The sequence below is a fragment of the Rhodanobacter denitrificans genome (assembly GCF_000230695.2).
GTDB lineage: Bacteria > Pseudomonadota > Gammaproteobacteria > Xanthomonadales > Rhodanobacteraceae > Rhodanobacter > Rhodanobacter denitrificans.
Window position 1 is genome coordinate 4,136,816 of sequence record NC_020541.1, and the last position, 21,406, is coordinate 4,158,221.

Below are 21,406 nucleotides of genomic sequence, written 5' to 3' on the forward strand. Positions count from 1 at the left end.
TTCACGCCGTAGCCTGTGAATCCTTTTGTGAATGAGGACGCATCTGAACGACATGGACAAAACTTCACCTCGAACGGCTATTTTCATCTCGCACGCAACACCGGAAGACAATGCATTCGTGCGTTGGCTTGGTGCCAAGTTGTCTGCTTTGGGCTATGAGGTTTGGGCGGATCTGTTCGCACTGCATGGCGGGTCGGACTGGTCTCGAAAACTGGAAGATGCCCTCCGAAACCGAGCACTCAAGATGCTATTGGTCTGCACGCCAGATGGCTTGGAGAAGCAAGGCGTTCGTAACGAGGTCGAAATTGCAACCGCTGTTAGTAAGTCGATTTCCGATACTGAGTTCATCATCCCGTTGCGGCTGGCTTCCTACGATGCGCCTTTCCGCATCGCCCATCTTCAATACATCGACTTCTCTCATGGGTGGGCTAACGGCTTCGTCGAGCTTTCCGAATTACTTTTGGCAAACAAAGCCATCTCGAGAACTGATGACGGCGACACCTTGAGTGAGTGGCTAACCGATCAAACGAATGGCGCTGCAAAGCTGATCCAACGCACAGAGTATCTCGTCTCGAATTGGCTCCGGATCAAGTCGTTTCCCGAGACACTGTACTACTGCGAACCACCCTTCGGCTTCGATGTCCAGCGATTCCAGATGCGCGACATCGAGACTTACCCGCTCATTCCGTTCAAGAACGGAATCCTCACCTTTGCCTCCCCAAATGCTGCCGGCGAATTACGCCCCGGAGTTCCGGCACATGTTGTCGGGGAGCTTTCGTTATCGAGGTTCCGGTCCGAAGGATGGTCAGAGCAAGGGATCGAGCGATACGTCGCGAGTCGTCACTTCTCTGACCTCGGCAATCAAGCCTTCGATCTACACATGCACCGGCTGGGCATGTCGGCTCTCGCCAATCAGAAAGGCCGACGCACGTGGTGGGCTGACATACGCGTCGTCCCGAAGACGAAAGTTTCGTTCAACTGGAAGCACATGAAGGGATCGCGCCAAATCATGGGCCAGTCGGAGAAGCGAAACGTGTTTTGGCACTACGGTCTGAACGCACAGACCCGCGACTACCCGAAGCCTCATATCCGCCTCTCCCCTCGCTTATTGTTCTCCACGAACGGTATGGACATCATCGATGACCCAAAAAAGGCTCATCGCCTGAGACGATCATTCGCCGCGAGCTGGCGGAACGCGCGTTGGCGCGACATGCTGCTTGCATATCTGTGGTGGGTGTCAGGCGGTACAAACGAAATCGCCTTTCCAGTGTCGCCAACTGAGAATCTCGTCGCCTCGCTTCCGCCCTTTTTGCCGGTTGCGAAGTTCGGCGTGCATGAAGCCGGCGATGTGGATGCCGATGAAGATGACCCCGACATCGACTACGGCGAATGGTACGAAGACGAGGGCGAAAGCGATGAGGAATAGGCGTCCTGCACTCAGCGTATTGCACATTGAGGAACCGGAGCTTGAGTTTCGCTTCGGGCAGCGTGTGACTTATCCCCGAGATGGCCTCTACCTGTTTGGTCCCGTTGATGCTGGCGCGGCTCCTCGTTCGATTCGCTATGGGTTCATCGGAACGCCGCAATCGTTCGAGTGCTTTCAAGAATGGGCATCTCAGGTATCCGGCTACATTCCTATTCCAACGCGCGGAAAGACGTCCAAAGAGAGCATGCCTCACCATGTCCCGTTTCCTGGCTTTGCTGAGACGTTTTTCTCACATTGGTCCGCAACGCCAGCTTTCGCGATCCGCGACCTGTCCGAAGATGATCTAAGGCGCAAGGCACATATCGGAAACCGGCACGAGGCTATCAAGGAATTAGTCGATACCTACGTTGATAGGCTCATTGCCGAGATCAAGCGGCTCGAAGACCCGCCCCAGTTCTGGTACGCGGTTATTCCTGAGTTCGTCTACGAGCTTGGTCGTCCTCAGTCTGCGGTCTCAAAGGCAGATCGAGTGCCTGGAAAGATCCTCGTGAGCGAGAAGCAGGCATCGAAGATGACCTATCAAGCGTCGCTTTTCGCACAGGACGAAAAGGATGCTGAGGTCTACCAGTATGAGAAGAACTTTCGTCGCCAGTTAAAAGCGCGCCTGCTCGATCACAAGATCGTGACTCAGATCGTTCGAGAAACGACGCTCGCGCCGGGGCGATTTCTCAAGGCTGGAACTGATCAGCCGAAGCGTCGCGTGGAAGATCCCGCGACAATTGCTTGGAAGCTCTCGACTGGTTCCTACTACAAGTCTGGCGGACGCCCTTGGCAACTTGCTGGCGTACGTCCGGGTGTGTGCTACGTCGGACTTGTCTATAAGCAGCAGCCGCAAAACGAGGACCATCGCTACGCATGCTGTGCCGCTCAGATGTTCCTTGCGGATGGTGAGGGGGTTGTCTTCCGTGGAGCACTTGGCCCTTGGTATAACCCCGATACAAGGCAGTATCACCTGGATGCGGACGCGGCCTACCGACTGGCGTCCACGGTCATTGCCGAGTACAAGAACAAGCACGATTGTGAGCCGACTGAGCTTTTCATACACGCGCAATCACGCTTTGACGATGCCGAGTGGGAGGGGTTTCACAGTGCCTGCAGTGGCGCGACGAATCCGGTCGGCGTCCAGATTGGAGATGCCTGGGACGACTTAAAGCTGTTCCGTCCCGGCAACTATCCTGTGATCCGGGGAACCGCTCTCATCGTCAGCGCACGCGCGGGCTACCTCTGGACCTCCGGCTATGTTCCACGTCTGGACACCTACATGGGGCCGGACACGCCGAACCCGCTGCATATCGTCATACGTCGAGGCGATGCGTCGATTCAAACAGTGATGGCCGATGTGCTCGCGCTGAGCAAGATCAATTTCAATAGTTGCCTTTTCAATGACCGCCTTCCGGTCACGCTTCGGTTCGCGAATGCTATCGGTGAGATTCTTACCGCCGCACCACTTCATTCAGAGCCGATGTTGCCTTTCAAGCATTACATCTAGGTAGTGTCGCCTACGCGTGGACGCGTTGGCTGCTCCGAGGTATCGGACCTACAATCCAAGCGTTACCGTGAAGTCGACGGTACCCGGCATCGCTCGGTGCGAACCTCCGTCAGTGGTGGCTCTTCCTTGTCACTTTGTCAACCACTGGCCATAGGCTTCGACATCGATCATGGGAACCGTTCCACTGAACTGTAGTTGGGCGATTAATTTGAAGAGGAATGCGGTCGCCGGTTTGTTTCCATCGGTGAAGTTGTATCTGTTCGCGGTTTGGTCAAAGGAAAAATGACCGTGGGCGGCGACACACCCGATGTCCAAACGACCATGTCCGAGATCGGTCGATAGCGCTCGATCAAAAGACGCTCCTAGCGCAGGACTCCATTCACTCTCAAAGGTCAGCAATCCACCAAGAATGGGGACGAGGGGCTTCGGAGGATATGTGCCTCCCGCATGAGGGATCGGAAGGCTCGTCCGATGCAACTTGCGGACACTAGCGACTTTCTCCTGCGCGTATGTCACCAAACCGGCGTTAGCCGTTTGCTTGGCCTCGAATACCGCATACACGCTCTCGGCTGGAATGATGGTTTCGTTCTCGTAGGTAAAAATGAACGGCGAATACTGCCGATCGAAGATCACTACGTCGATCTGCTGACTAAAGTTTCCGAGGCTGTCCACAACATGGGCCTTAGCTGCTTGGTAGCGCTTTGGCAGGTATGTGTCCAGCATGCTGATCCAGACATTCTCGCTCGCATCGCCTTTCGTTCCGGGGTGACCGAACGTCTTTCGAACAGTAGCAAGACGCTGCTGAATGTCTTCGTGCAAAGAAGAAAGTAGCTGGGAGAGTGACCACATGGACATTCAACACCTCAATGCTGTTGATGGCAGGCAATTGCTCGTCGCGGAAGAAGAATTTGGAGCTCAATAATGCGCACCGAAGACGTATTACCTCGCAATTGAAGTCGCTCCAGGCGTATCAGATATCGCGGAAACTCAGGCCTGATCGCGAAACGTTGGAGTCGGCGTCATCTGCTGGGCGATCTGAACTGCACGGTCGCCCTCCACGGCGCGGCTAGGATAAGCATCCAAGACGATCGACGGAATTAGGCGCTGGGTGAGATCGGAGAAGGTGAACCCCACATCATGCCCATTGCGCGCGCCAGTGGCGTTCACCAATCCGTCGAGCTGAGTCTTGGAGAGGCCCAGCGGCCCCAACCGTTGCTGAAGAACGTGACGACGTTGCGGCGAATCGGGTCGGGTGAAGGTAAGAATGTCAGCCGCACGACGACGCACCGCCGGGTCTAGTGCACTCAGGCGGTTGGTGCACATGATGACGGCCGCAGGCACTTTCGTCTGTGCCAGGCGATCGATTCCCCGGATGAAGGCATTGACCCCCGCACGGTCCTCATGGTGCATTTGAGTCGACTCGCGCGATTGGGCAAGTGCATCCGCTTCATCAACAAGGAGGATGATCCCGCCATTGCTCTTCCCATGGCCGGCTTGCAGTTTCTTGGCCTCCGCAAGCGTGTAATCGATCGCGGCCGTCAGCAGCTGGGTCATCTCGCCGACTTGACCCTTGCCGCGCGTGGCCAGGCTCAACGGGAAAAGAGTAATGTCGATCTTCTCTTGCCGCGCGACGGCATCACCGATCGTTTCGGCCAACTCGGTCTTTCCTGATCCAACATCGCCCGCGAGGATGACCAACGGTGGACGCCGCAGGACGGTATCCAGCAACGCTGTGGCACCGGGATGATGCTTGTTCGCCCAAGCTTCGAGTCCAGCTGGGTGAACTAGGAGTCCCAGAATCTTCGACAGGCGCGATTTTTGCTCGTCCAGACCAATCAGACGTTCCAGCCGTGTCCGCGAATCGATGTCGGGATAGGTTTGACGCTGGTCGAACAATTCATCGAGGGTCGGTTTGGTGCTCATTAGTAGGTCCTCACGCTAAAACGATCGAGCGCCTTACCGCCAGCAGAGTAGATGCGGTCAGGGGTCAGGTATCCATCGATGCCCGGCTCAGCAGCGGTACTGCGTTGAAAGGGCAAGCTCTTCTTGAATGCTTCCCGCTGGTCGGGTGTCAGGTTTAGCCACGCCGACGAATAGGTCAGGTAGTTGTAGAAGCTCGCCCCGGAAATGTCCGCGCCTGGACGGACCTTACCCGGGTCGTCGTCGACGCCATCTGCACCAGCCAGGTCTTTGGCGGAGTAGCGCAACGTGGGCTCAATCCATTTGTCGCCGCGTTTGTAGCCGTAAGTCACGGTGCCCAAATAGCCGGCTTTCAAAAGCTCCACTACTTCGGTTTCATAGTCAGCGATATCCAAGTCGCTCGGAGCACCGTAGAAGCGCTGCATGCGTTTGAGGTCGGCTGCGACTTTTGCCGCCATGTGGCGAGCATGAGTAACCGTGAATGTCGTGGTTGCAGAAACAGTGAAGCTGCTTGTCATGGGATCCTCATACCTGGAAGGAGGAACCGAAGACCTTCTGCCAGTAGCGTACGGTCTCCTGTTTGGTGGGGGCTTTCAGCGCGGCGTCGATTGCATCGCCCGCGTCTAGCGCCGCGTCTACGATGGCGTCGGCTTGAGCACGGGTGTACAGCTTCGACACGTTGTTCGCCACGTTGACCGGATCGATGATTTGCACCGGCTCTGAAAAGGTGCCAATGCTCGACAGCGGGTAGTAATCCTTGAAGGCGATTTGCTCGCGCAGACCGCTGCGGGCCGCGTAGGTAAAGAAGTGCTGCAGGGCTTCGGGATAGTCAGAAAATGACAAGCCGTCGTCGCACAACTTGGCAAGAATCATCTCGATCATGAAGGACTTAAATCGGAAGTTGCTGTTTTCCGCCTTCATGCGTCTAGCCCAGAACTTGACGAGGCGTACTACCTGGGCAAAGTGTATTTCTTGGGCTTGCTTCCGCTTCTTGGCGAACTCGAGATGCCGGGGGATGCTGGTGCTCAGGAAGGAGCCGTCATCTTGGCTGACCAGGTTGCCATACCAATTCGGATCTCCGTCGTAGAGGATCGGCACGACGTCGACGTCCAGCCCGGAGCCTTGGAATGAGACCGTGACCGAATAGGTCTGGGGCTTCACCTGCTCGGGTTTGAAATTCGGGTAGGCCTTGCGCAGCCGCGCGGCCAAGTAATCCAGCAATCGGCCAACGTCCTGGGGAGCATCCGCGCCATTTATGTAACAGGCGACATCGATGTCATTGATCGACCGCAGTGCTGTGCCTTTGGCCAAGCTGCCGGACAACAACATCTTCCTCAACGTAAAGTCAGGATGCTCGGCCAAATAAGTTTCTAGCCGCTCGCGCAGCCCGCGCGCCTGTGCGCGAAGCTCATTCGCCTTATCGCGTGGCAGATTAACCCGGTCGTCGGCGAAGCTCGCGATTTCCCTGTGCCCTACGTGCTGCTTTCCCATGCATTGATCCCCTTGCCGGGCCGGTCTGGCCGACCTAGCTAGTCTGTCGTTACTGCGGATACCCTCTGCTGTCAGCTTGCCCATGGTCTGTCGCAACTGTTGCGACAGACGGATCCCCGGCTGATCTTTAAATGTTGTGATGCACATCACAATATTCAAGAGACGAGTTTTGAAGCAGCGGCGCGGTGGTGTCAGCTCTTGGGCAAAGTCGCAGTCAGTGTTCTTGGCGAGCTTTGGCAGTTCCGTTGGCGAAGGCAGGCAGCTGTCTAGCACGTTGCACTCGCCGCTGGATGCGACCGGCGTCGCTGCTCAACCCAGCACCAGTTCCGTCCGCTTGCGCGACAGCCAACGCTCCGTGTAGTTGTCGCGCAAATCACGGCTCAACCGTGCCTTCAAGTGCGCACTCATCGCGCCAAGGGAAACCAACCGATCGATCCAGCTGAGGCCGTGGGCAAAACGCACGGCGGCCATGTCCGGGCTGTTGAGCAGCCAAGCCGGCGCAACTAGGGTTTCCGCGTAGATCAGCAGATCCCGTTCGCCAGCATCGAGAGTGGGATGACCATGCGTCATGTTGAACGTCACCCGCTGTATGTCGGTGATCGATTCGACATGGCTCAATTGCCCGCGCAGCACGGCCTCGTCGATCCAGTGCTCGGGATCGCGGTTCTGGTAGCCGGTCTGGGTTTCCTCGACGACCTTGGCCACCGTGTGTAAGGCAAAGTAGTTGGCCAGCGGTATCCAGCAGCCGGTCTGATGCGCTTCGAGTATGACGTTGGTGTCGACGAGCACGATCTGTTGCTGTTGGAAATCCATTCCGTGCTGACCGGTTACAAATCGAACGGCGTTTTCAGGCCGTGCTCGGTAAACAAGACGGCCAGGTCATCCACGCTGGTGCCGATCACGTCCGCGGCGCGGCGCACCGACAGATAACCCTGTTCGATGCCCCAGCCCAGTGTTGCCACAAAGCGGCGACTGAAACGGGGCGGCAAGACCGCGTCATTCGCGGCAGCATCCATGCGCAGCAGACCATCGTCGATGCGTTGTGCAACGGCGTTCTTCAACAGTCCCAGCACGACCAGGCGCCATTTCATGGCTGGGCCACTGACGCCGAGTTGGGCGGCAGCTTCACGGATACAGCGTGCTTGAGCCTCAGGATCATTCGAAGACAAGGCAGCTTTGTCCATCAGACCGACTATTACGTGCCGCGGCATCAACAGGCCGCCGGAGAAATTGTCCGCGAGCTTCTCGATGCGCTTTTGATCCCTGGAGAGTCTCCCTTCCTCCTCGATATGCGCCGGAGCCATCACGCGCCAGGTGATGAGGTGGAAAAGCTCGTGGCCCATGTCGAACGCGCGGCGTCCGGCGGGTTCATGGCGGTTGATGAGAATGGTGTTGAGTGGCCCTAGCTGGCACGCCGCACCAGACACGCCGACTACGGTATCGACATGCAGGATCAGCGTATCGAGTTTCTGTTCGAGCACTGATGCCAAGTTCGCCGCCGGCACATCGCCCAGACCGAGCGAGCGCGAAACGGCGTCGCCTTCGTCGGCAGCCTCTTCGAACGAGCTCTTCGGGTTCAGGCCGATCTGGGGAAGCAGGGAATTCACCGACTCACCCTTGAGACGGCTCAAGTAGCGATAGGTGGCGATCCAGCCGCCGGCGCGCCGTTCGAAGGATTCGAGATCATCCGCCTTGGCAGCCTGACGCCAAGAGAAGTTGGCTTCGCCGGCGAGTTCGAAGGGGTCGGTGAAATAACCGGTGTCGACACCGAAAAACTCGGCGGCGCGCACCAGATCGACAGGCGCAACCTGACGCTTGCCCAACTCGATGTCGGACAAGGTTTGGCGGTCATTGAAGCCCAGGGCTTGGGCTAGGTCGGTCTGATTGACCTCTCGGCGCTCGCGCAATGCTTGCAGGCGGCGGCGGATCGTTGCTTGGTCCATAGCGGCACCTCCAGTTACGGAATTTTATCTTGCAAAAGTGTCAAATGCAAGAATTCATGTAAGTTGAAGGCGGTGCCGACATCGAGTCGACGTTCATATTTACCCCTCACAGGCGTCCCATTTGGCTAAAGTCTGGGATCACATTTTTTGCGTGCTTCAGCTCACCTGAGCCGCGCATCATCACGGACATGCTTCGGCCCGCCCGGGCCACAGGGGAAGCGATGACACCGATCCTGCTGGAGGACCACCTGGAACAGGCTGCGCTGCAGTGGCTGGCCGGCCTGGGTTGGGAGGTGGCGCACGGCCCGGATATTTCGCCGCCGGATGCGCACACGCCAGGCAGCGAGCGGGACAGTTACCGGCAGGTGGTACTGGAGCATCGGCTGCGCGACGCGATCCGTCGACTGAATCCGCGGATTCCCGCCACGGCACAGGATGAGGCGCTGCGGATAGTGCTGAACCCCAACATCCCGGGCCCGTTGCAGGCGAACCGCCAACTGCATCGCTGGCTGACGGAAGGCGTGCCGGTGCAGTTCCAGCAGGGCAACGAGACGCGTGGCGACCTCGTGCGGCTGGTCGATTTCGACGATGTACGCGGCAACGACTGGGTGGCGGTCAACCAGTTTTCCATCCAGGGGCCGAAACGCACGCGGCGACCGGATCTGCTGCTGTTTCTAAACGGCCTGCCGATCGTACTGCTTGAGCTGAAGAACCCGGGCGACGAGAACGCGGATATCTGGTCGGCGTTCAACCAGGTGCAGGCGTACCGGGAGGACATCCCCGACCTGTTCATCTACAACACGCTGGTGGTGATCTCCGACGGTATTCGCGCGCGGATGGGCTCGCTCAGCGCCGAGCGCGAACGCTACATGGCATGGCGCACGATCGACGGCGCGCAGACCGATCCGCTGGGCGAGATGCGCGAGTTGGAAACGCTGGTGCATGGGGCATTCGACCGCGCGCTGCTGTTGGCATACCTGCGCAACTTCATCTTGTTCGAGGACGACGGTGCCCTGGTCAAGAAGGTGGCCGGATATCACCAGTTCCATGCGGTACGCGCGGTGGTGGAAAGCGTACTGGCGGCATCGAAGCCGGGCGGGTCGCGCAAGGGCGGCGTGGTGTGGCATACGCAGGGCGCGGGCAAGAGCATCGAGATGACCTGCTTGGCCGGCACCTTGATGCAGCACCCGGCGATGGGCAACCCGACCATCGTGGTGGTGACCGACCGCAACGATCTGGACAACCAGTTGTTTGGCGTCTTCGCTGGCGTTGCCGACCTGCTGCGCGAAACACCGGTGCAAGCCGATACGCGGCCACGTCTGCGCGAACTGCTGGGCAACCGTCCGTCCGGCGGCATCATCTTCACCACGATCCAGAAATTCACGCCGGGCGAGGACGAGGATGTGTTTCCGGTGCTGTCCGAGCGGCAGAACATCGTGGTCATCTGCGACGAGGCGCATCGCACGCAGTACGGCTTCGAGGCGAAGCTGACCGGCGATCTCGCCAAGGCGAAGCCCGCGAAGATGGCGGCGGATGCGGCAGGCTCGGTGGCGATGGCGGCGCTGATGTCGCACGAGGCATCCGCCAGTTACGCGAGCAGCGTGCGCTACGGCTACGCCCAGCACCTGCGTGATGCGCTGCCAAACGCCACCTTTGTCGCGTTCACCGGCACGCCGGTGTCGTTGACCGATCGCGACACGCGCGCCGTGTTCGGTGACTACGTGCATGTCTACGACATCGAGCAGGCGGTGAAGGACGGTGCCACCGTACCGATCTACTACGAGTCACGACTGGCGAAGCTCGAACTGAGCGACGGCGACATCGACGCGCTCGACGAGGAAGTCGACGAGTTGAACGAGGGCGCGATCGACGATCCCTCGCATGCAGCGCGCATTCGCCGCTGGGCTGCGCTGGAGAAGGTGGTGGGTGCCGCGCCGCGCATCCAGAAGGTGGCCAGCGACATTGTCGAGCATTTCGAGAATCGCCTGGCCGCGATGGACGGCAAGGCCATGATCGTGGCGATGAGTCGCGAGATCTGCGTGCACCTGTACGACGCCATCGTGGCGTTGCGGCCTGAATGGCACGCCGCCGATCCCGAAAAGGGCGTGATCAAGATCGTGATGACCGGCTCGGCCGCCGACAAGCCGATGCTCAAGCCGCATGTGTATCCGAAGGAAACGCGCAAGCGGCTGGAGCGACGCTACAAGGACTCCGCGGACCCGTTCAAGCTGGTGATCGTGCGCGACATGTGGCTGACCGGCTTCGATGCACCCTGCCTACACACCATGTACATCGACAAGCCGATGCGCGGGCACAACCTGATGCAGGCGATCGCACGGGTGAACCGGGTGTTCAAAGACAAGCCCGGCGGCCTGGTGGTCGACTACATCGGCATTGCCAACGAGTTGAAGCAGGCGCTGGCCGATTACACCCAGGCCAAGGGCAGAGGCAGCCCCACGATCGACGCCGAAGAGGCGCTGGAAGTGCTGGTGGAGCGGATGGAGCTGCTGCACGGCATGCTGCACGGCTACGACTATGCGGCGTTCCGCGCTCAGGCCTGGGCGCTCCTGCCCGGCGCGGCAAACCACGTGTTGGGGCTGGATGACGGCAAGCAGCGTTTTGCCGATCAGGTGTTGGCGGCCACCAAGGCGTTCGCACTGTGCTGCACGCTGGATGCGGCGCTGGCGTATCGTGATGAGCTGGCGTTCCTGCAGGCGATCAAGTCGGCGATCACCAAGCATGCGACCACCGACAAGAAGCTCAGCGACGAGCAGAAGGAACATGCACTGCGCCAGATCATCTCGCGCGCCGTGGTGTCCGATCAGGTCATCGACATCTTTGCCGCCGCCGGCCTGAAGCGACCGGATATCGGCGTGCTGTCGGAGGAGTTCCTGCAGGACATGCGCCATATGAAGGAACGCAACCTCGCAGTGGAGCTCCTGGATCGGCTGCTGAAGGGCGAGATCAAATCGCGCTTCAAGACCAACGTGGTGCAGAGTGCGAAATTCTCGGAGCTGCTGCAGGCATCGTTGACCCGCTACCGCAACCGTGCGATCGAAACGGCGCAGGTGATCGAAGAGCTGATCGCGATGGCGAAGAAGTTCCAGCAAGCCGCCGAACACGGTGACGCGCTGGGACTCAATCGCGATGAGGTCGCCTTCTACGACGCACTAGCGAACAACGAATCCGCCGTGCGTGAGCTCGGCGACGAGACATTGCGCAAGATTGCGGTAGAGCTTACCCAGAAGCTACGCAACTCCGTCACAGTGGATTGGGCGGTCCGTGACTCGGTACGCGCCAAGCTGCGGGTGATGGTGAAGACCTTGCTGCGCCGCTACAAGTATCCGCCGGACAAGCAGGATGAGGCCGTGGAGATCGTATTGCGGCAAGCTGAGACTTTGACAAATACTTGGGCGGGTGCGGAGCAGCTAGGTTGAAAGCCTTTTAGTCTCAGAGTCGAGTTGGAAGTGAGCGTATTTTCCCAACCGAGACACGCTGGCTCCGTAGAGTTAGTGGCCATTTCAGCCACGCCATAAACTTGGGCTGGCCTAGTTGACGACGCGGCGTCTCGGGCTGCAGCTCCGTAAGTAAGTCAGACCATCAGATCGTCTTCGTGGGTAATCGAACGATCTGGCCTTGGGATACTTGCTCCAACAATTTCAAATTTTCAGCCTCTAGCTCATCCACACGGGCCTGCGCCTCTCGAAATTTGTTTTGCAGCGTGACCATCTGCAAGTGGTACAGATTGGAGAAATGCTCTGCACAAAGAGCACGCTCTTTCCAGTCATTCGCACGCTGCGTTACGACTTTCCGCACCGCTTTCTTTCCGACCGCGATACGCGTTCGAATATCGGCCAGCCACTGACGCAACATCGGAAGCGTCGTCTCCCTATGCGCTGCTCCCCCAAGCACTGAGGTGAGAATACGGGCACGTCGGCAGGCTTCAGCGCGATTAAGTTTGCCAGCGTTGTATGGGTAGAGCCCGTCGTTCTTCTCGATGTCTAATTCGATCTGCGCCATGGCCGAACGTAGCTTGGCGACGACCTCTGCGGTCCGGGCCTTCGCATGGGCTCTGAGTGCTTGGGGTTGGTCGCTCATCCAGCTTGCACCACCTGCTTATCCCACCACATGTTCTTTCCCTGTACCAACTTCCTGATCAGTGGGTGTTCCCGCCACTTCTCGTAGACCTCCCGCCAGCGGAACAGGTGATTCATGAGCTTTGCGGTCAGTTCCGCGATCAATAGTTCGTTTTGCTCTTCGTTGGCACGCTCCAGTAGAGGCACAATGGCATCTATTCTGTCGTCGCACATGTTCTTGTGATACGCGAGAATCAACTGATGCGTGCAGCCCGCCTGACAGTTGAGCGGATCACGACGCAATCCTTTGCCCTCTCCGCATGGACCGTGATCGAATCGATCCATTGTGCAGATGACACCTTCCATGACGGGCACCCAATCACGCCCACCGAGCGTCAATTGGTCGGCCAACTCGTACATGTCTTTTGGCTCCAAGGCGTCCGACCCCTTGATACGGCGAAACGCATGCACTTTCTCGCGCACGACATCACCGAATGCTCCTCCCAGGTTGTCCGCATCCTTTATGGCGTCTACCGCCAGGAGAATGACAATCTCTCGCTGCATACGCATCACGTCAGCAACGATGGCCTTGTCGCTTAGCATGTAACCGATTGTCTGATCCGGATCATCATGACCAAAGGTATCCATGAGGACGATCTGTGCGCTGGTCAGCGCAAGCGCAAGAATACGTGCGAGCGTTTTGCGGAAACGGTGCGTGTGCATCACTGAACCATCAAGGTCGAGCAGGTCCTGCAATCCAAAGACACGCGGCAGTTGTTTAAACGAGTGATTGAATCCCGTGAGAGGCGCACCGACCATTCCACGAGCCTGCCCGATCTGCACCCAAAGATGCTTACCCAGTGACTCTGGATCGTCCGGCCTTGCGAGTCGCTTCATCAGCGACGCAAGGAGGATCTGTTGTGTAACTACCTTGACCAACACAGGCGGGAGTGGCCAGTCGCGCCGCTGCCCACCCCGCTCGCGCGTATTTTTCCATTGGGTACCTGCAAGTCGGTAGCCATTAGGTCCCGGGATCAAGCAGGCTGTTGTGTAATCAACGAGTGTCGAGGCTCGTGGCCCCGTCGCCAGGAATAGCAGCCATGCGTGGCACGCTTGGAGAGTCACCACCAACTTAGTAATGTCACCCCAGCTCTGCGGTGGCCACGCAAAATCAAGAAATGATTCTTTGCTTTGAACAAACCCTTTTCTTTGCTTGAAGTTGAGCCTAACTCCTTTGTCGACTGGTAGAGCAAGCGGCGAGCCGTCCTGAGCGGTCCATCGCCAAGACCTTATTAATTCCCCCCTTAACTTAGACAACCCATTGGATTCACTCTTTTTAGCGCGTTGCCCGGGCAGCTTTTGCCACGACAGCGACGCTGCCGGCGGCAGCTTCAGATCAATGCACGCCTCAAAGCACTCCAACAACGATGGCCCGACCTCTTGAGTCATCCACAATACACATCGACCCATTTTGGCAACAAACAAGTCGGGCAACGGCTGCCATTCCTGGCTAGAGTCTTCGGCCTGCTCCTGGGCCCCCTCGCCGTAACGATCACGCTCAGTAGGCGCATCGTCTTGTATTGGTTCCGGTGGCGCATCTGCGACCAGCCCACGTTCGCAAAGCCCAATCAACGCCTTGGCGAAATATCGTTCAGTGTGACTTTTTACGTGGGCCAACCGAAGGCGGCTCCACCAGCGCGCATCGGAGCCCGCTTCCTCGGCAATGACCTTGCCCATGCGGACCGCAATCTCCCCCTTTTGAAGCACTGATGTAGGCATCAGAATTGTGTTTCTTTTCTCATGCCTAGACGGCGTTAGCGTCAAAAGCAAAACGAATTGAATCGCCTCCTTCCAAATTCGATCGCCCTTTGGGGTATTCACAGTCAGGCAACGGAAACGGGTCTTTCCCGATTTTGGTGCCCAGCCTTCGGGGATAATCCAACGCCCCCATTCTCGTCCGTACCCCAATTTCTCCTGGAGTTCGAGCAGCTCATCGCGCCCCATCGATTGAATAGCATGAAGGTCCAGGCCCGTCGCCAATACAATGGCAAGCCGCTGTGCGGCTTCAGGATGCAGCGCGTACCCGGCCTTTGCCATCTGCGCCCCCTAGTTGAAGCTCGACCATGGATCAAGGTGGTATCGAGCGTTGCGAATCTCCTCTTCCCAGAACACACGGTATTCCGCAACCTCATCTGCCGACCATTGTTCCAAGTCGATCCTGAGTTGGTCGAGGTCCGCGCTCAATTGAGATTCGGACCAAATCACGACGCTCACCGAGGCGCGAATTTTTTCCAACTCAACCAGCCGCAGTACCATGCGTCTCGCATCAAACGCATACCCACGAGGGCAACCAGGGCAACGCGTGCCGGCTCGACAAGGGGTTTTTCCGTCTAGCGGGTTGTTTGGATCGATCTCTCGAGGTGGTGTATATGGCGTCGAGCAGACATACCCAGCTGGCGTGGCTTTCATGCGAAAGCGCTCCAGACGAGAAAGTTGTTCCTCATTCGGCACGATTCCCAATTCCAATCGCGCGTGGAGGATGGTGGGGTCACAGCGCCCAGCACCCAATTCCTCGAACAAGACCTCTTGAGCCTGCTGAAGCCGTTTTTCTGAGAACTGTCTCCAGAGCCGGTTCCGAAGGTAATGGCGCGTACTGGTGAGGTGCCTTTGCCCGAGCGCCCACTGAACCATTACCATGCTGTAGCGCGACTCCTGAAAAACATGTGTGGCAAATACGTCTCGCCAATCACTTGGGACAAACGTCAAGGGAATGGCGATGGCGCGCCGACGAATGGTGACCAAAGGCTTAAGCTGTCCGATCGGTAACGTGGCGTTTGTCTTTGCGAGTAGCGCGTTCTTGATAGCCGCGGCGGCGTTGTCCTTATCGATCTCTACATTTCTCTCCTCGGCTTGAGCGTTGTGGGCTACAACCTTCTGACGAAACCAGCTTGATGCTTCATTCGGCTGGGAGCGATTGATAGAAACAACACGACCTGAGAATCTGTTGTTTCCCGCGGCAAGCCAGGGAGATGTTTTGACGAAGGACGATAGACGAGCTGCATCTACGTCGACCGAAGCGTCAGTACTGAGGCGATGAGCCCCAGTTGCAAGCAAGTCTCGCAGCGGTTTCGTCCGATCGATCAGGGCCTGGACGATGTGCAGCGGACCAGTCTGTACGCGTCCGCGGCAGAGCGTGGTTTGCCAGCCTTTCGATCGCTCCTTCCAGCTCTCTATAACCCATATGTCATTGTCTGGTCTTCCGTGGATACGCGCCCAGAGTGGGTTTGAGATATCGATGGAATACACCGTCGAGGGGTTCCACCCAGTACGCGCCATGAACAGTTGCGACAAGCAGTATAAGTCTGAAGGGCTTGGATAGAGGCCATATTGAGCATCATCAAGGTTCAATCCAGTCCGATGCCACCAAGGCGGGACACCTTTTTTCTCCACAAGTCCAAACAAAGCGCAGATTTGCGTACTCCTGGGCAGGGGATCTCCGAGGCGCTGGATGATGGCGCGGTAGGTGGCATGAATATCCGATTCAGTAACGTAGAAATGGAGCATTCGCCCATCTTTACCTTGTTGTTTGCGCGGAATGTCCAGCAAATTGCGTCCCTGCTGGGCTAATTCATCCGCACGCTTCCAACGACGAAATATCTTCTTGGCTTGCTCGGCGAGCAGGTGGAAAGCCGCTCGAGCTTCTTCTTCGGCCGGGATGTCTTTGTCATTTGATATCGAGCGAGGCGCGTTGGGCCAATGAAACTGCGTCGGCCCCAGCGCCATTTTTAATATCTGGGCGACCAGTGAATAGTAGCCTGGGCGTGGCGTGCCGCCACGCACCCCAGGCGGGGGATACAGCCACAACTGCCCCAAGGCGCCTCCCAGCACATCCCGCGTGATTTCACCCTCAAAAACAGCTTCGTAACTATCCAGGAAGCGCCAGAAAGATCGTAGGGCCGCAGCCGCTTGGACCAGACTGCTCTGTCCCCAATCACGGGCTAAGGTCTGTAGCGCAGGCCAGACCAAGTCCGCCAGATCTCTTCGACCTTCAAAGCCGCCGTTCCACGATTTTCGACCCGCCCCGGTTAATTTTTCCGATGCGCCGATCCATAATTCAACAAAATCTATCGGTTTGCACAGATATCCCTTATTAGGATGGAGGATTCTGGAAAAATTAGAAGTAACGCCGTCCCCATCCATCATGGTCCCTCTCTGACGGGAATTGCGTGACTCTTTCGAGTGCTTTGATTCCCCAAAGTTCGAACTTGGCCCGTGTCTTGGGCGTCCTGGTATTTCAACGACGGCACCCCAAGCACGTCCGCTAGCCGCCATATGGCGCCGCGAATATAGAGGTTGGTAGTTTCAAGCGACAGATGGCCCAGTGTAGGGCGGAGAAACGTATCGATCTGGTTTCGCATGACTTGATCTATCCAGCCAAAGTCTACTGGCCCGCTGGTTGCAGATAATCGAAGCGAGGCGGATTCAACGAGCCATTCCACCGCGAAGTACCTTCTTCCAGCGTGCGGGCTCCAGCCAGGCGGACTTCCGGCCACGTCTGACCATACCCGCCGCAGCTGCTGGTTAGCGAATGGTTGGTTGCTGCTTTCACTTAGCCAAAGCCGCGTCGGTTTGGTACGAGCTCGGCGCGCTTGTTCAGCCTTGTCCGTAGGCTCGCGAATCCAGCGACGTATTTGAAGCTCGCGCGCCTCTTCGCGGTACACGTGAATTTTTTCCGCCACGTCAATGGGTAACGATACCGTCCTACCTCTCCGGGCTACGTCACTCGTTGGTGTGGTTTTGCCTCCTTTGACACCTCTTTTGATAAAGAAATGAACGCGCTCGGCGACAATCTTCCAACGCGTGCGTGGAGGAAGGGTATCTACCTCCATCGAGTTCACCTCGTTGATCCTCATTCCACTCGTAGTAATGACCTCAGCCATCAAGGCCTTGATCGGGCTACGATGACGCATGGCGCTTAGCCACGTCTTGACTTCACCGGGAGTAGGTAGAGCCAGCTCCCGACTCGGTACTACATCGAGACTCCCTATCCGCGAAACAACGCTATGCGACCGTTTATGCGCACCATCACCATTGCGGTGCCAAATGGTGGTTTCCCGCGTCATTATCTCAAAAGCAGACCTCATTGGCTTTCCGTCGTCTCGTTCAGGTACTAACGAAAGCCACGTTAGGAAGTAACAAGCTTCTGCCACATAAAGGTTGATCGTAACGTTAGCCAGAGGCCTGCCGCTGCTGGAAAGCACACCGCTCACAAGGCCGTCCTGCCATTTACAAACATCGCCGTACGACATAGTTGCGAGATTTAGGGGCTCCCCTCGAGGAAACCCGCGCTCAACCCAGGCAACAAATTCCCGCATGCGGCGTGCAAGCGCCATGCAACTTGCCTCAGTCTGAAATGCCCTCCTGGGTTCGGCTGGCGTACCGTTCGTTCCCATCCTGAGCGGCCACTCACAAAGCGCGCGGGCTCGAATGTAACGGTTTTCAAGCGCGGGATAGCTACCGTCCTCGCGAACAAGGAACGGAACATGAGCAACTGCCGGGTAGCCAGCTTCTATAAGTCGGTTTGAATTCGGACGGACGACGCGCAAAGGCACGGAGGGATACTCATGTAGTTCTGGCAACTGTAACTTGAGAGAACTGTCAGCGCCCCGTCGCGACACGATTTGATGGGCATGCAGAAAATGTCCTGCCCGGCCTCCAGCAGGTGGGTGGCGAAGGAGTGGCGCAGGGTATGGCAGGTGGCCGGCTTGACGATGCCGGCCTTGAGCCGCGCGTTGCGTACGGCGCGCTGGAGGCCGGCCTCGTCCACGTGATGGCGCCGCCGCTCGCCATCACGCGGATCGCGCGACAGCTGGTCCGACGGAAACACATACTGCCAGCCCGGCTCGCGCGGCGCCGACGGATACTTGCGCGCCAGCGCATGCGGCAGCCACACCGCGCCCAGGCCCGCTGCCAGATCCTGCTGGTGGACCAGGCGCACCCGCTCCAGCTGCGCCTGCAGTGCTTCATGCAGGCGCCGCGGCAACGGCACATGCCGATCCTTGCCGCCCTTGCCGTCGCGCACGCAAATCTGGTTGAGCTCGAAATCCACGTCCTTCACGCGTAACCGCACGCATTCCATCAGCCGCATGCCCGAGCCGTACAACAGCGAGGCCATCAGGCCGAAGCGGCCATCCAGCATCGCCAGCAGCCGGTTCACCTCGTCCCGCGAGAGCACCACCGGCACCCGCTGCGGCCGCTTCGCCCGCACCACCGTCTCCATCCACGGCAACTCGATCGACAACACCTCCTTGTACAGAAACAACAGCGCCGACAGCGCCTGGTTCTGCGTGCCGGCCGCCACCTTGCCCTCGACGGCCAACGTACTCAGAAAGCCCTCGACCTCCGCCACCCCCATGTCGCGCGGATGCCGCTTGCCATGGGCCAGGATGAACCGCCGAATCCAGCCCACATACGCGCGCTCCGTCCGCAAGCTGTAATGCTTCAAGCGCAACCGCGCACGCACCTGATCCAGCAACCGCGGCGTTTTTTCCCCCGTTACACCCTCACTTTCACCCGGGTAACTCATACACCCTCAAAAGTCGCTGATAACAACGGCAGCATGCCCGCCCACCACGCACAGGGCATCCGTGCAAGGCCATGATCCGATGTAGGAATCCGCCGCTTGTGCGGTCAGGAGCGGCGCCGCATACTCGGCGCAACACCCCACTTTTGGGGTCTACTTAGCGTTAGAGCTCAATCGACGGAACGCCACATGCGGATGCATCGCTACCGAGGTAAGGAGAACGGCCTGATGATCATCGGCACTGCAAGCGAGCTTCGCGCATTGGGGCAGTCGCTCATTGCCGCTGCAGAGAACCCCCCAGCGACCTTAGTTGAAGACTGGCCGCCAGAGGTTGCCGAGGTAGCCATAGAAGCTGCCTCAGAGTTCTCGTTTTCGTTTCATCTCGAAGCGCCCGGTTCGTCTACACCCAAGAGCAATTTTCCTTGAGCAGTCATGCGCATCAAGCATGGCGCTCTAACCAGTCATTCGAGGCGGACGGCTTCGCCGCCGCTCAATTCCAGCGTTATGCGGCAGTCCTATCCTTCAGGGATCCATGGAGAAAGAGTAATGGCACAATTGTTAGCAGGCAGCGCGGAACGTAATGCTGCAAAAGTTGTTGGATTGCTATACCTGCCGGCCTTCTTTTTGTTAGCCGTTGCCAATTTTGGTGTCTTGGAGCCAATTATTGGTAGTGGTGACCCCAGCCATATTGCCCAGAGTATTCTTTCCAACCAAACGAATTTTCGTCTTGCCTCCATGGGCATCCTCCTCTATGGAGGCAGCACCCTAATCATAAGTGTGGCCATTTACATCATTCTTCGCCCCGTCAATCAAATTCTTTCGCTACTGGCACTCTTGGGCAGGGTGGTGAACGGTTTGATCTGGATTCTTGTTGTCATGAATTTATTCACGGCTATAAGAATACTAGTTCAGCCAGAATATTCGGAACTTCTGCCGAATCAGCAACAAATTCTTGCGCGGCTTTTTTTGTCAGGTTTTGATCAGTATTACGTCGGCCTGTTGTTTTGGTCGGCAAGTGCAACGATAGGCGCGTTCTTGTGGCTTAAATCAGGCCTTGTCCCACGAGCAATTGCCATCTTTGGGATTATCTCAAGTGCTTGGTGTGCTGCTTGCAGCCTTACTCTACTTGTCGATCCTACCTTCTCAAAAATAGTCAATCTATGGCTATTCGACACGCCGATGGTACTCTTCGAGATAGTTCTTAGCTTCTTGCTTTTGGTTCGCGCCATGCGTTCGAAACCCATGGCAACAGCTGCATAACAATTCATTCAAGCCGACGCCGCTTCGCGGCGCGGCTTAATTCAGGCGTTAGCCTCTATGCGCACACTATTCGCTTTTCTACTGCTCGCCGCTTGCAGCCAAGCGGCGGCGACTTCATGCGATGCGGTGAGCCATGCACTCACCAACGCCCAAAGGGTTGCCTGGGCTCCCGTGTTGGCCAAAGAGCTAAGGGTTAGTTCGGCTTCGGTAAACCAATCGTTCGCTCTTGCAGACTGGCACATCATCCATGTCGAAACTCCTGACACAGATTCGCCATTCCTTTTCTTCCACGGCGACCCACTCAGCACTCACTTTGTCACTTTGTGGGCCGGTGCTGCCCGTTCGGAAGAGGAGGGCGCCATCAAAGCTTGGGTCATCAAAAATGCGCCAGGTATCCCTGAGCCACTCGCAGCTTGTTTTGCGTGGCACGTCACCAAGGTACGTAACCGGTAAACTCGGCTAACAACTCGTTCAAGGCGGACGGCTTCGCCGCCGCTTAACTCCAGCGTTAGGCCCATGTTTGAGCACCCCGCATATCTTGTCTTGGAGTTGCCGGAATTTATCGGCACCCGTGTGCTCGACATTCGCCGACGCTACGATCCGCACTTGGCCGCATTCCCTACAGAGATCACTGTTGCAGGTTCATCCGGCATCGGAACGATTGCGCCGGATCAGGATGCTCGCGTTGTATATCAAGCGTTGAGCCAAGTCGCATCTGAGCACCTGCCAATTAGCTCACGCTTCGTCGGCATTTCTCGCTTCGCCACCGGGCCGGTTGTTTGGCTCCAGCCGGCTGACCCAGGTCCGTTTATTGCTATTCAGCAGGCACTCGTCGCAACCGGCATTCATTTCAATACGCACAAATTCAGTTACACACCACATTGCAGCCTCAGCAGCTGCAACTTGGTACCCAGCGTCATCGAGGCGCTACTCCGAGAAGATTTCCCGCAAGAAGCATTTGAGTTGTCGGTGCTCGCACTCTATAAAGTCGTTAACGGCCAAGCCGGCTTGGTGGAGCGATTCCATCCGGGGGTACAGGCCTAACATTTCGTTCAAGGCGGACGGCTACGCCGCCGCTTAACTCAAGCGTTATGCCTCATATGAGCCAACACTCCCGCCCTCTCGTCGTAGGAGCTTTAGCATCCAGCTTTACTGTAC

General features: G+C 57.6%; 16 protein-coding genes. 6 read left to right on the top strand and 10 right to left on the bottom strand.

Annotation, left to right across the window (positions count from 1 at the left end; translation table 11 throughout):
• The first annotated feature begins 52 nt into the window (after positions 1–52).
• Positions 53–1,426, top strand: coding sequence for a toll/interleukin-1 receptor domain-containing protein (locus tag R2APBS1_RS18850; protein ID WP_157769773.1), 1,374 nt, complete (start codon positions 53–55; stop codon positions 1,424–1,426).
• On the top strand, positions 1,359–2,975 hold the full coding sequence (locus R2APBS1_RS18855; RefSeq protein WP_196806984.1) for an argonaute/piwi family protein: 1,617 nt from the start codon (positions 1,359–1,361) through the stop codon (positions 2,973–2,975). The genes R2APBS1_RS18850 and R2APBS1_RS18855 overlap by 68 nt, the downstream gene beginning before the upstream one ends.
• 129 nt (positions 2,976–3,104) lie before the next feature.
• Here the strand turns inward: R2APBS1_RS18855 and nucC are convergent, their stop codons facing one another.
• The 6 genes from nucC to R2APBS1_RS18885 all read right to left on the bottom strand — a co-directional run bounded on the left by nucC (position 3,105) and on the right by R2APBS1_RS18885 (position 8,329).
• Positions 3,105–3,830, bottom strand: coding sequence for a CBASS effector endonuclease NucC (nucC, locus tag R2APBS1_RS18860; protein ID WP_007514452.1), 726 nt, complete (start codon positions 3,828–3,830; stop codon positions 3,105–3,107).
• Positions 3,831–3,962: 132 nt separating this feature from the next.
• Positions 3,963–4,898 carry an AAA family ATPase gene (locus R2APBS1_RS18865; protein WP_007514454.1) on the bottom strand — a complete coding sequence of 312 codons (936 nt, stop codon included), beginning with the start codon at positions 4,896–4,898 and terminating at the stop codon, positions 3,963–3,965.
• A complete protein-coding gene (locus R2APBS1_RS18870; RefSeq protein ID WP_007514456.1) occupies positions 4,898–5,413 on the bottom strand; it encodes an HORMA-1 domain-containing protein in 516 nt (171 codons plus the stop codon). The genes R2APBS1_RS18865 and R2APBS1_RS18870 overlap by 1 nt, the downstream gene beginning before the upstream one ends.
• A gap of 7 nt (positions 5,414–5,420) precedes the next feature.
• Positions 5,421–6,386 carry a CBASS oligonucleotide cyclase gene (locus R2APBS1_RS18875; RefSeq protein ID WP_007514458.1) on the bottom strand — a complete coding sequence of 322 codons (966 nt, stop codon included), beginning with the start codon at positions 6,384–6,386 and terminating at the stop codon, positions 5,421–5,423.
• Positions 6,387–6,695: 309 nt separating this feature from the next.
• The gene (locus tag R2APBS1_RS18880; protein ID WP_007514460.1) at positions 6,696–7,199 is read right to left on the bottom strand and encodes a hypothetical protein; all 504 of its coding nucleotides are present in this window, start codon (positions 7,197–7,199) and stop codon (positions 6,696–6,698) included.
• A 14-nt stretch (positions 7,200–7,213) separates the two neighbouring features.
• A complete protein-coding gene (locus tag R2APBS1_RS18885) occupies positions 7,214–8,329 on the bottom strand; it encodes a helix-turn-helix domain-containing protein (protein ID WP_007514461.1) in 1,116 nt (371 codons plus the stop codon).
• A 221-nt stretch (positions 8,330–8,550) separates the two neighbouring features.
• On the opposite strand from R2APBS1_RS18885, the gene R2APBS1_RS18890 reads away from it, so the two are divergent.
• A complete protein-coding gene (locus tag R2APBS1_RS18890; RefSeq protein WP_007514462.1) occupies positions 8,551–11,766 on the top strand; it encodes a type I restriction endonuclease subunit R in 3,216 nt (1,071 codons plus the stop codon).
• A 163-nt stretch (positions 11,767–11,929) separates the two neighbouring features.
• Here the strand turns inward: R2APBS1_RS18890 and R2APBS1_RS18895 are convergent, their stop codons facing one another.
• From R2APBS1_RS18895 to R2APBS1_RS18915, 4 genes are all read right to left on the bottom strand, one after another.
• Complete coding sequence (locus R2APBS1_RS18895) at positions 11,930–12,427, bottom strand: hypothetical protein (RefSeq protein WP_027485368.1); 498 nt, start codon at positions 12,425–12,427, stop codon at positions 11,930–11,932.
• The gene (locus tag R2APBS1_RS20340) at positions 12,424–14,502 is read right to left on the bottom strand and encodes a site-specific integrase (protein ID WP_155950956.1); all 2,079 of its coding nucleotides are present in this window, start codon (positions 14,500–14,502) and stop codon (positions 12,424–12,426) included. Before R2APBS1_RS20340 ends, R2APBS1_RS18895 begins: the two co-directional genes overlap by 4 nt.
• Before the next feature lie 9 nt (positions 14,503–14,511).
• Positions 14,512–16,608 carry a hypothetical protein gene (locus R2APBS1_RS20345; protein ID WP_155950957.1) on the bottom strand — a complete coding sequence of 699 codons (2,097 nt, stop codon included), beginning with the start codon at positions 16,606–16,608 and terminating at the stop codon, positions 14,512–14,514.
• A 1,366-nt stretch (positions 16,609–17,974) separates the two neighbouring features.
• Positions 17,975–18,991 (bottom strand): integron integrase, encoded by a 1,017-nt coding sequence (locus R2APBS1_RS18915; protein ID WP_015449160.1) that lies wholly within the window; start codon positions 18,989–18,991, stop codon positions 17,975–17,977.
• A gap of 225 nt (positions 18,992–19,216) precedes the next feature.
• Between R2APBS1_RS18915 and R2APBS1_RS20350 the strand changes: the two genes are divergently transcribed.
• The 3 genes from R2APBS1_RS20350 to R2APBS1_RS19865 all read left to right on the top strand — a co-directional run bounded on the left by R2APBS1_RS20350 (position 19,217) and on the right by R2APBS1_RS19865 (position 21,292).
• Positions 19,217–19,414 carry a hypothetical protein gene (locus R2APBS1_RS20350; RefSeq protein ID WP_157769774.1) on the top strand — a complete coding sequence of 66 codons (198 nt, stop codon included), beginning with the start codon at positions 19,217–19,219 and terminating at the stop codon, positions 19,412–19,414.
• A 6-nt stretch (positions 19,415–19,420) separates the two neighbouring features.
• Positions 19,421–20,248 (top strand): DUF4386 domain-containing protein, encoded by an 828-nt coding sequence (locus tag R2APBS1_RS19860; RefSeq protein WP_015449161.1) that lies wholly within the window; start codon positions 19,421–19,423, stop codon positions 20,246–20,248.
• Positions 20,249–20,764: 516 nt separating this feature from the next.
• On the top strand, positions 20,765–21,292 hold the full coding sequence (locus R2APBS1_RS19865) for a 2'-5' RNA ligase family protein (protein WP_015449162.1): 528 nt from the start codon (positions 20,765–20,767) through the stop codon (positions 21,290–21,292).
• The last annotated feature ends 114 nt before the right edge of the window (positions 21,293–21,406 follow it).

Coding starts and splice junctions, on each gene's coding strand:
- R2APBS1_RS18850 (WP_157769773.1), top strand. CDS start 53: ATGGACAAAACTTCACCTCGAACGGCTATTTTCATCTCGCACGCAACA.
- R2APBS1_RS18855 (WP_196806984.1), top strand. CDS start 1,359: ATGAAGATGACCCCGACATCGACTACGGCGAATGGTACGAAGACGAGG.
- nucC (WP_007514452.1), bottom strand. CDS start 3,830: ATGTCCATGTGGTCACTCTCCCAGCTACTTTCTTCTTTGCACGAAGAC.
- R2APBS1_RS18865 (WP_007514454.1), bottom strand. CDS start 4,898: ATGAGCACCAAACCGACCCTCGATGAATTGTTCGACCAGCGTCAAACC.
- R2APBS1_RS18870 (WP_007514456.1), bottom strand. CDS start 5,413: ATGACAAGCAGCTTCACTGTTTCTGCAACCACGACATTCACGGTTACT.
- R2APBS1_RS18875 (WP_007514458.1), bottom strand. CDS start 6,386: ATGGGAAAGCAGCACGTAGGGCACAGGGAAATCGCGAGCTTCGCCGAC.
- R2APBS1_RS18880 (WP_007514460.1), bottom strand. CDS start 7,199: ATGGATTTCCAACAGCAACAGATCGTGCTCGTCGACACCAACGTCATA.
- R2APBS1_RS18885 (WP_007514461.1), bottom strand. CDS start 8,329: ATGGACCAAGCAACGATCCGCCGCCGCCTGCAAGCATTGCGCGAGCGC.
- R2APBS1_RS18890 (WP_007514462.1), top strand. CDS start 8,551: ATGACACCGATCCTGCTGGAGGACCACCTGGAACAGGCTGCGCTGCAG.
- R2APBS1_RS18895 (WP_027485368.1), bottom strand. CDS start 12,427: ATGAGCGACCAACCCCAAGCACTCAGAGCCCATGCGAAGGCCCGGACC.
- R2APBS1_RS20340 (WP_155950956.1), bottom strand. CDS start 14,502: ATGGCAAAGGCCGGGTACGCGCTGCATCCTGAAGCCGCACAGCGGCTT.
- R2APBS1_RS20345 (WP_155950957.1), bottom strand. CDS start 16,608: ATGATGGATGGGGACGGCGTTACTTCTAATTTTTCCAGAATCCTCCAT.
- R2APBS1_RS18915 (WP_015449160.1), bottom strand. CDS start 18,991: ATGAGTTACCCGGGTGAAAGTGAGGGTGTAACGGGGGAAAAAACGCCG.
- R2APBS1_RS20350 (WP_157769774.1), top strand. CDS start 19,217: ATGATCATCGGCACTGCAAGCGAGCTTCGCGCATTGGGGCAGTCGCTC.
- R2APBS1_RS19860 (WP_015449161.1), top strand. CDS start 19,421: ATGCGCATCAAGCATGGCGCTCTAACCAGTCATTCGAGGCGGACGGCT.
- R2APBS1_RS19865 (WP_015449162.1), top strand. CDS start 20,765: ATGTTTGAGCACCCCGCATATCTTGTCTTGGAGTTGCCGGAATTTATC.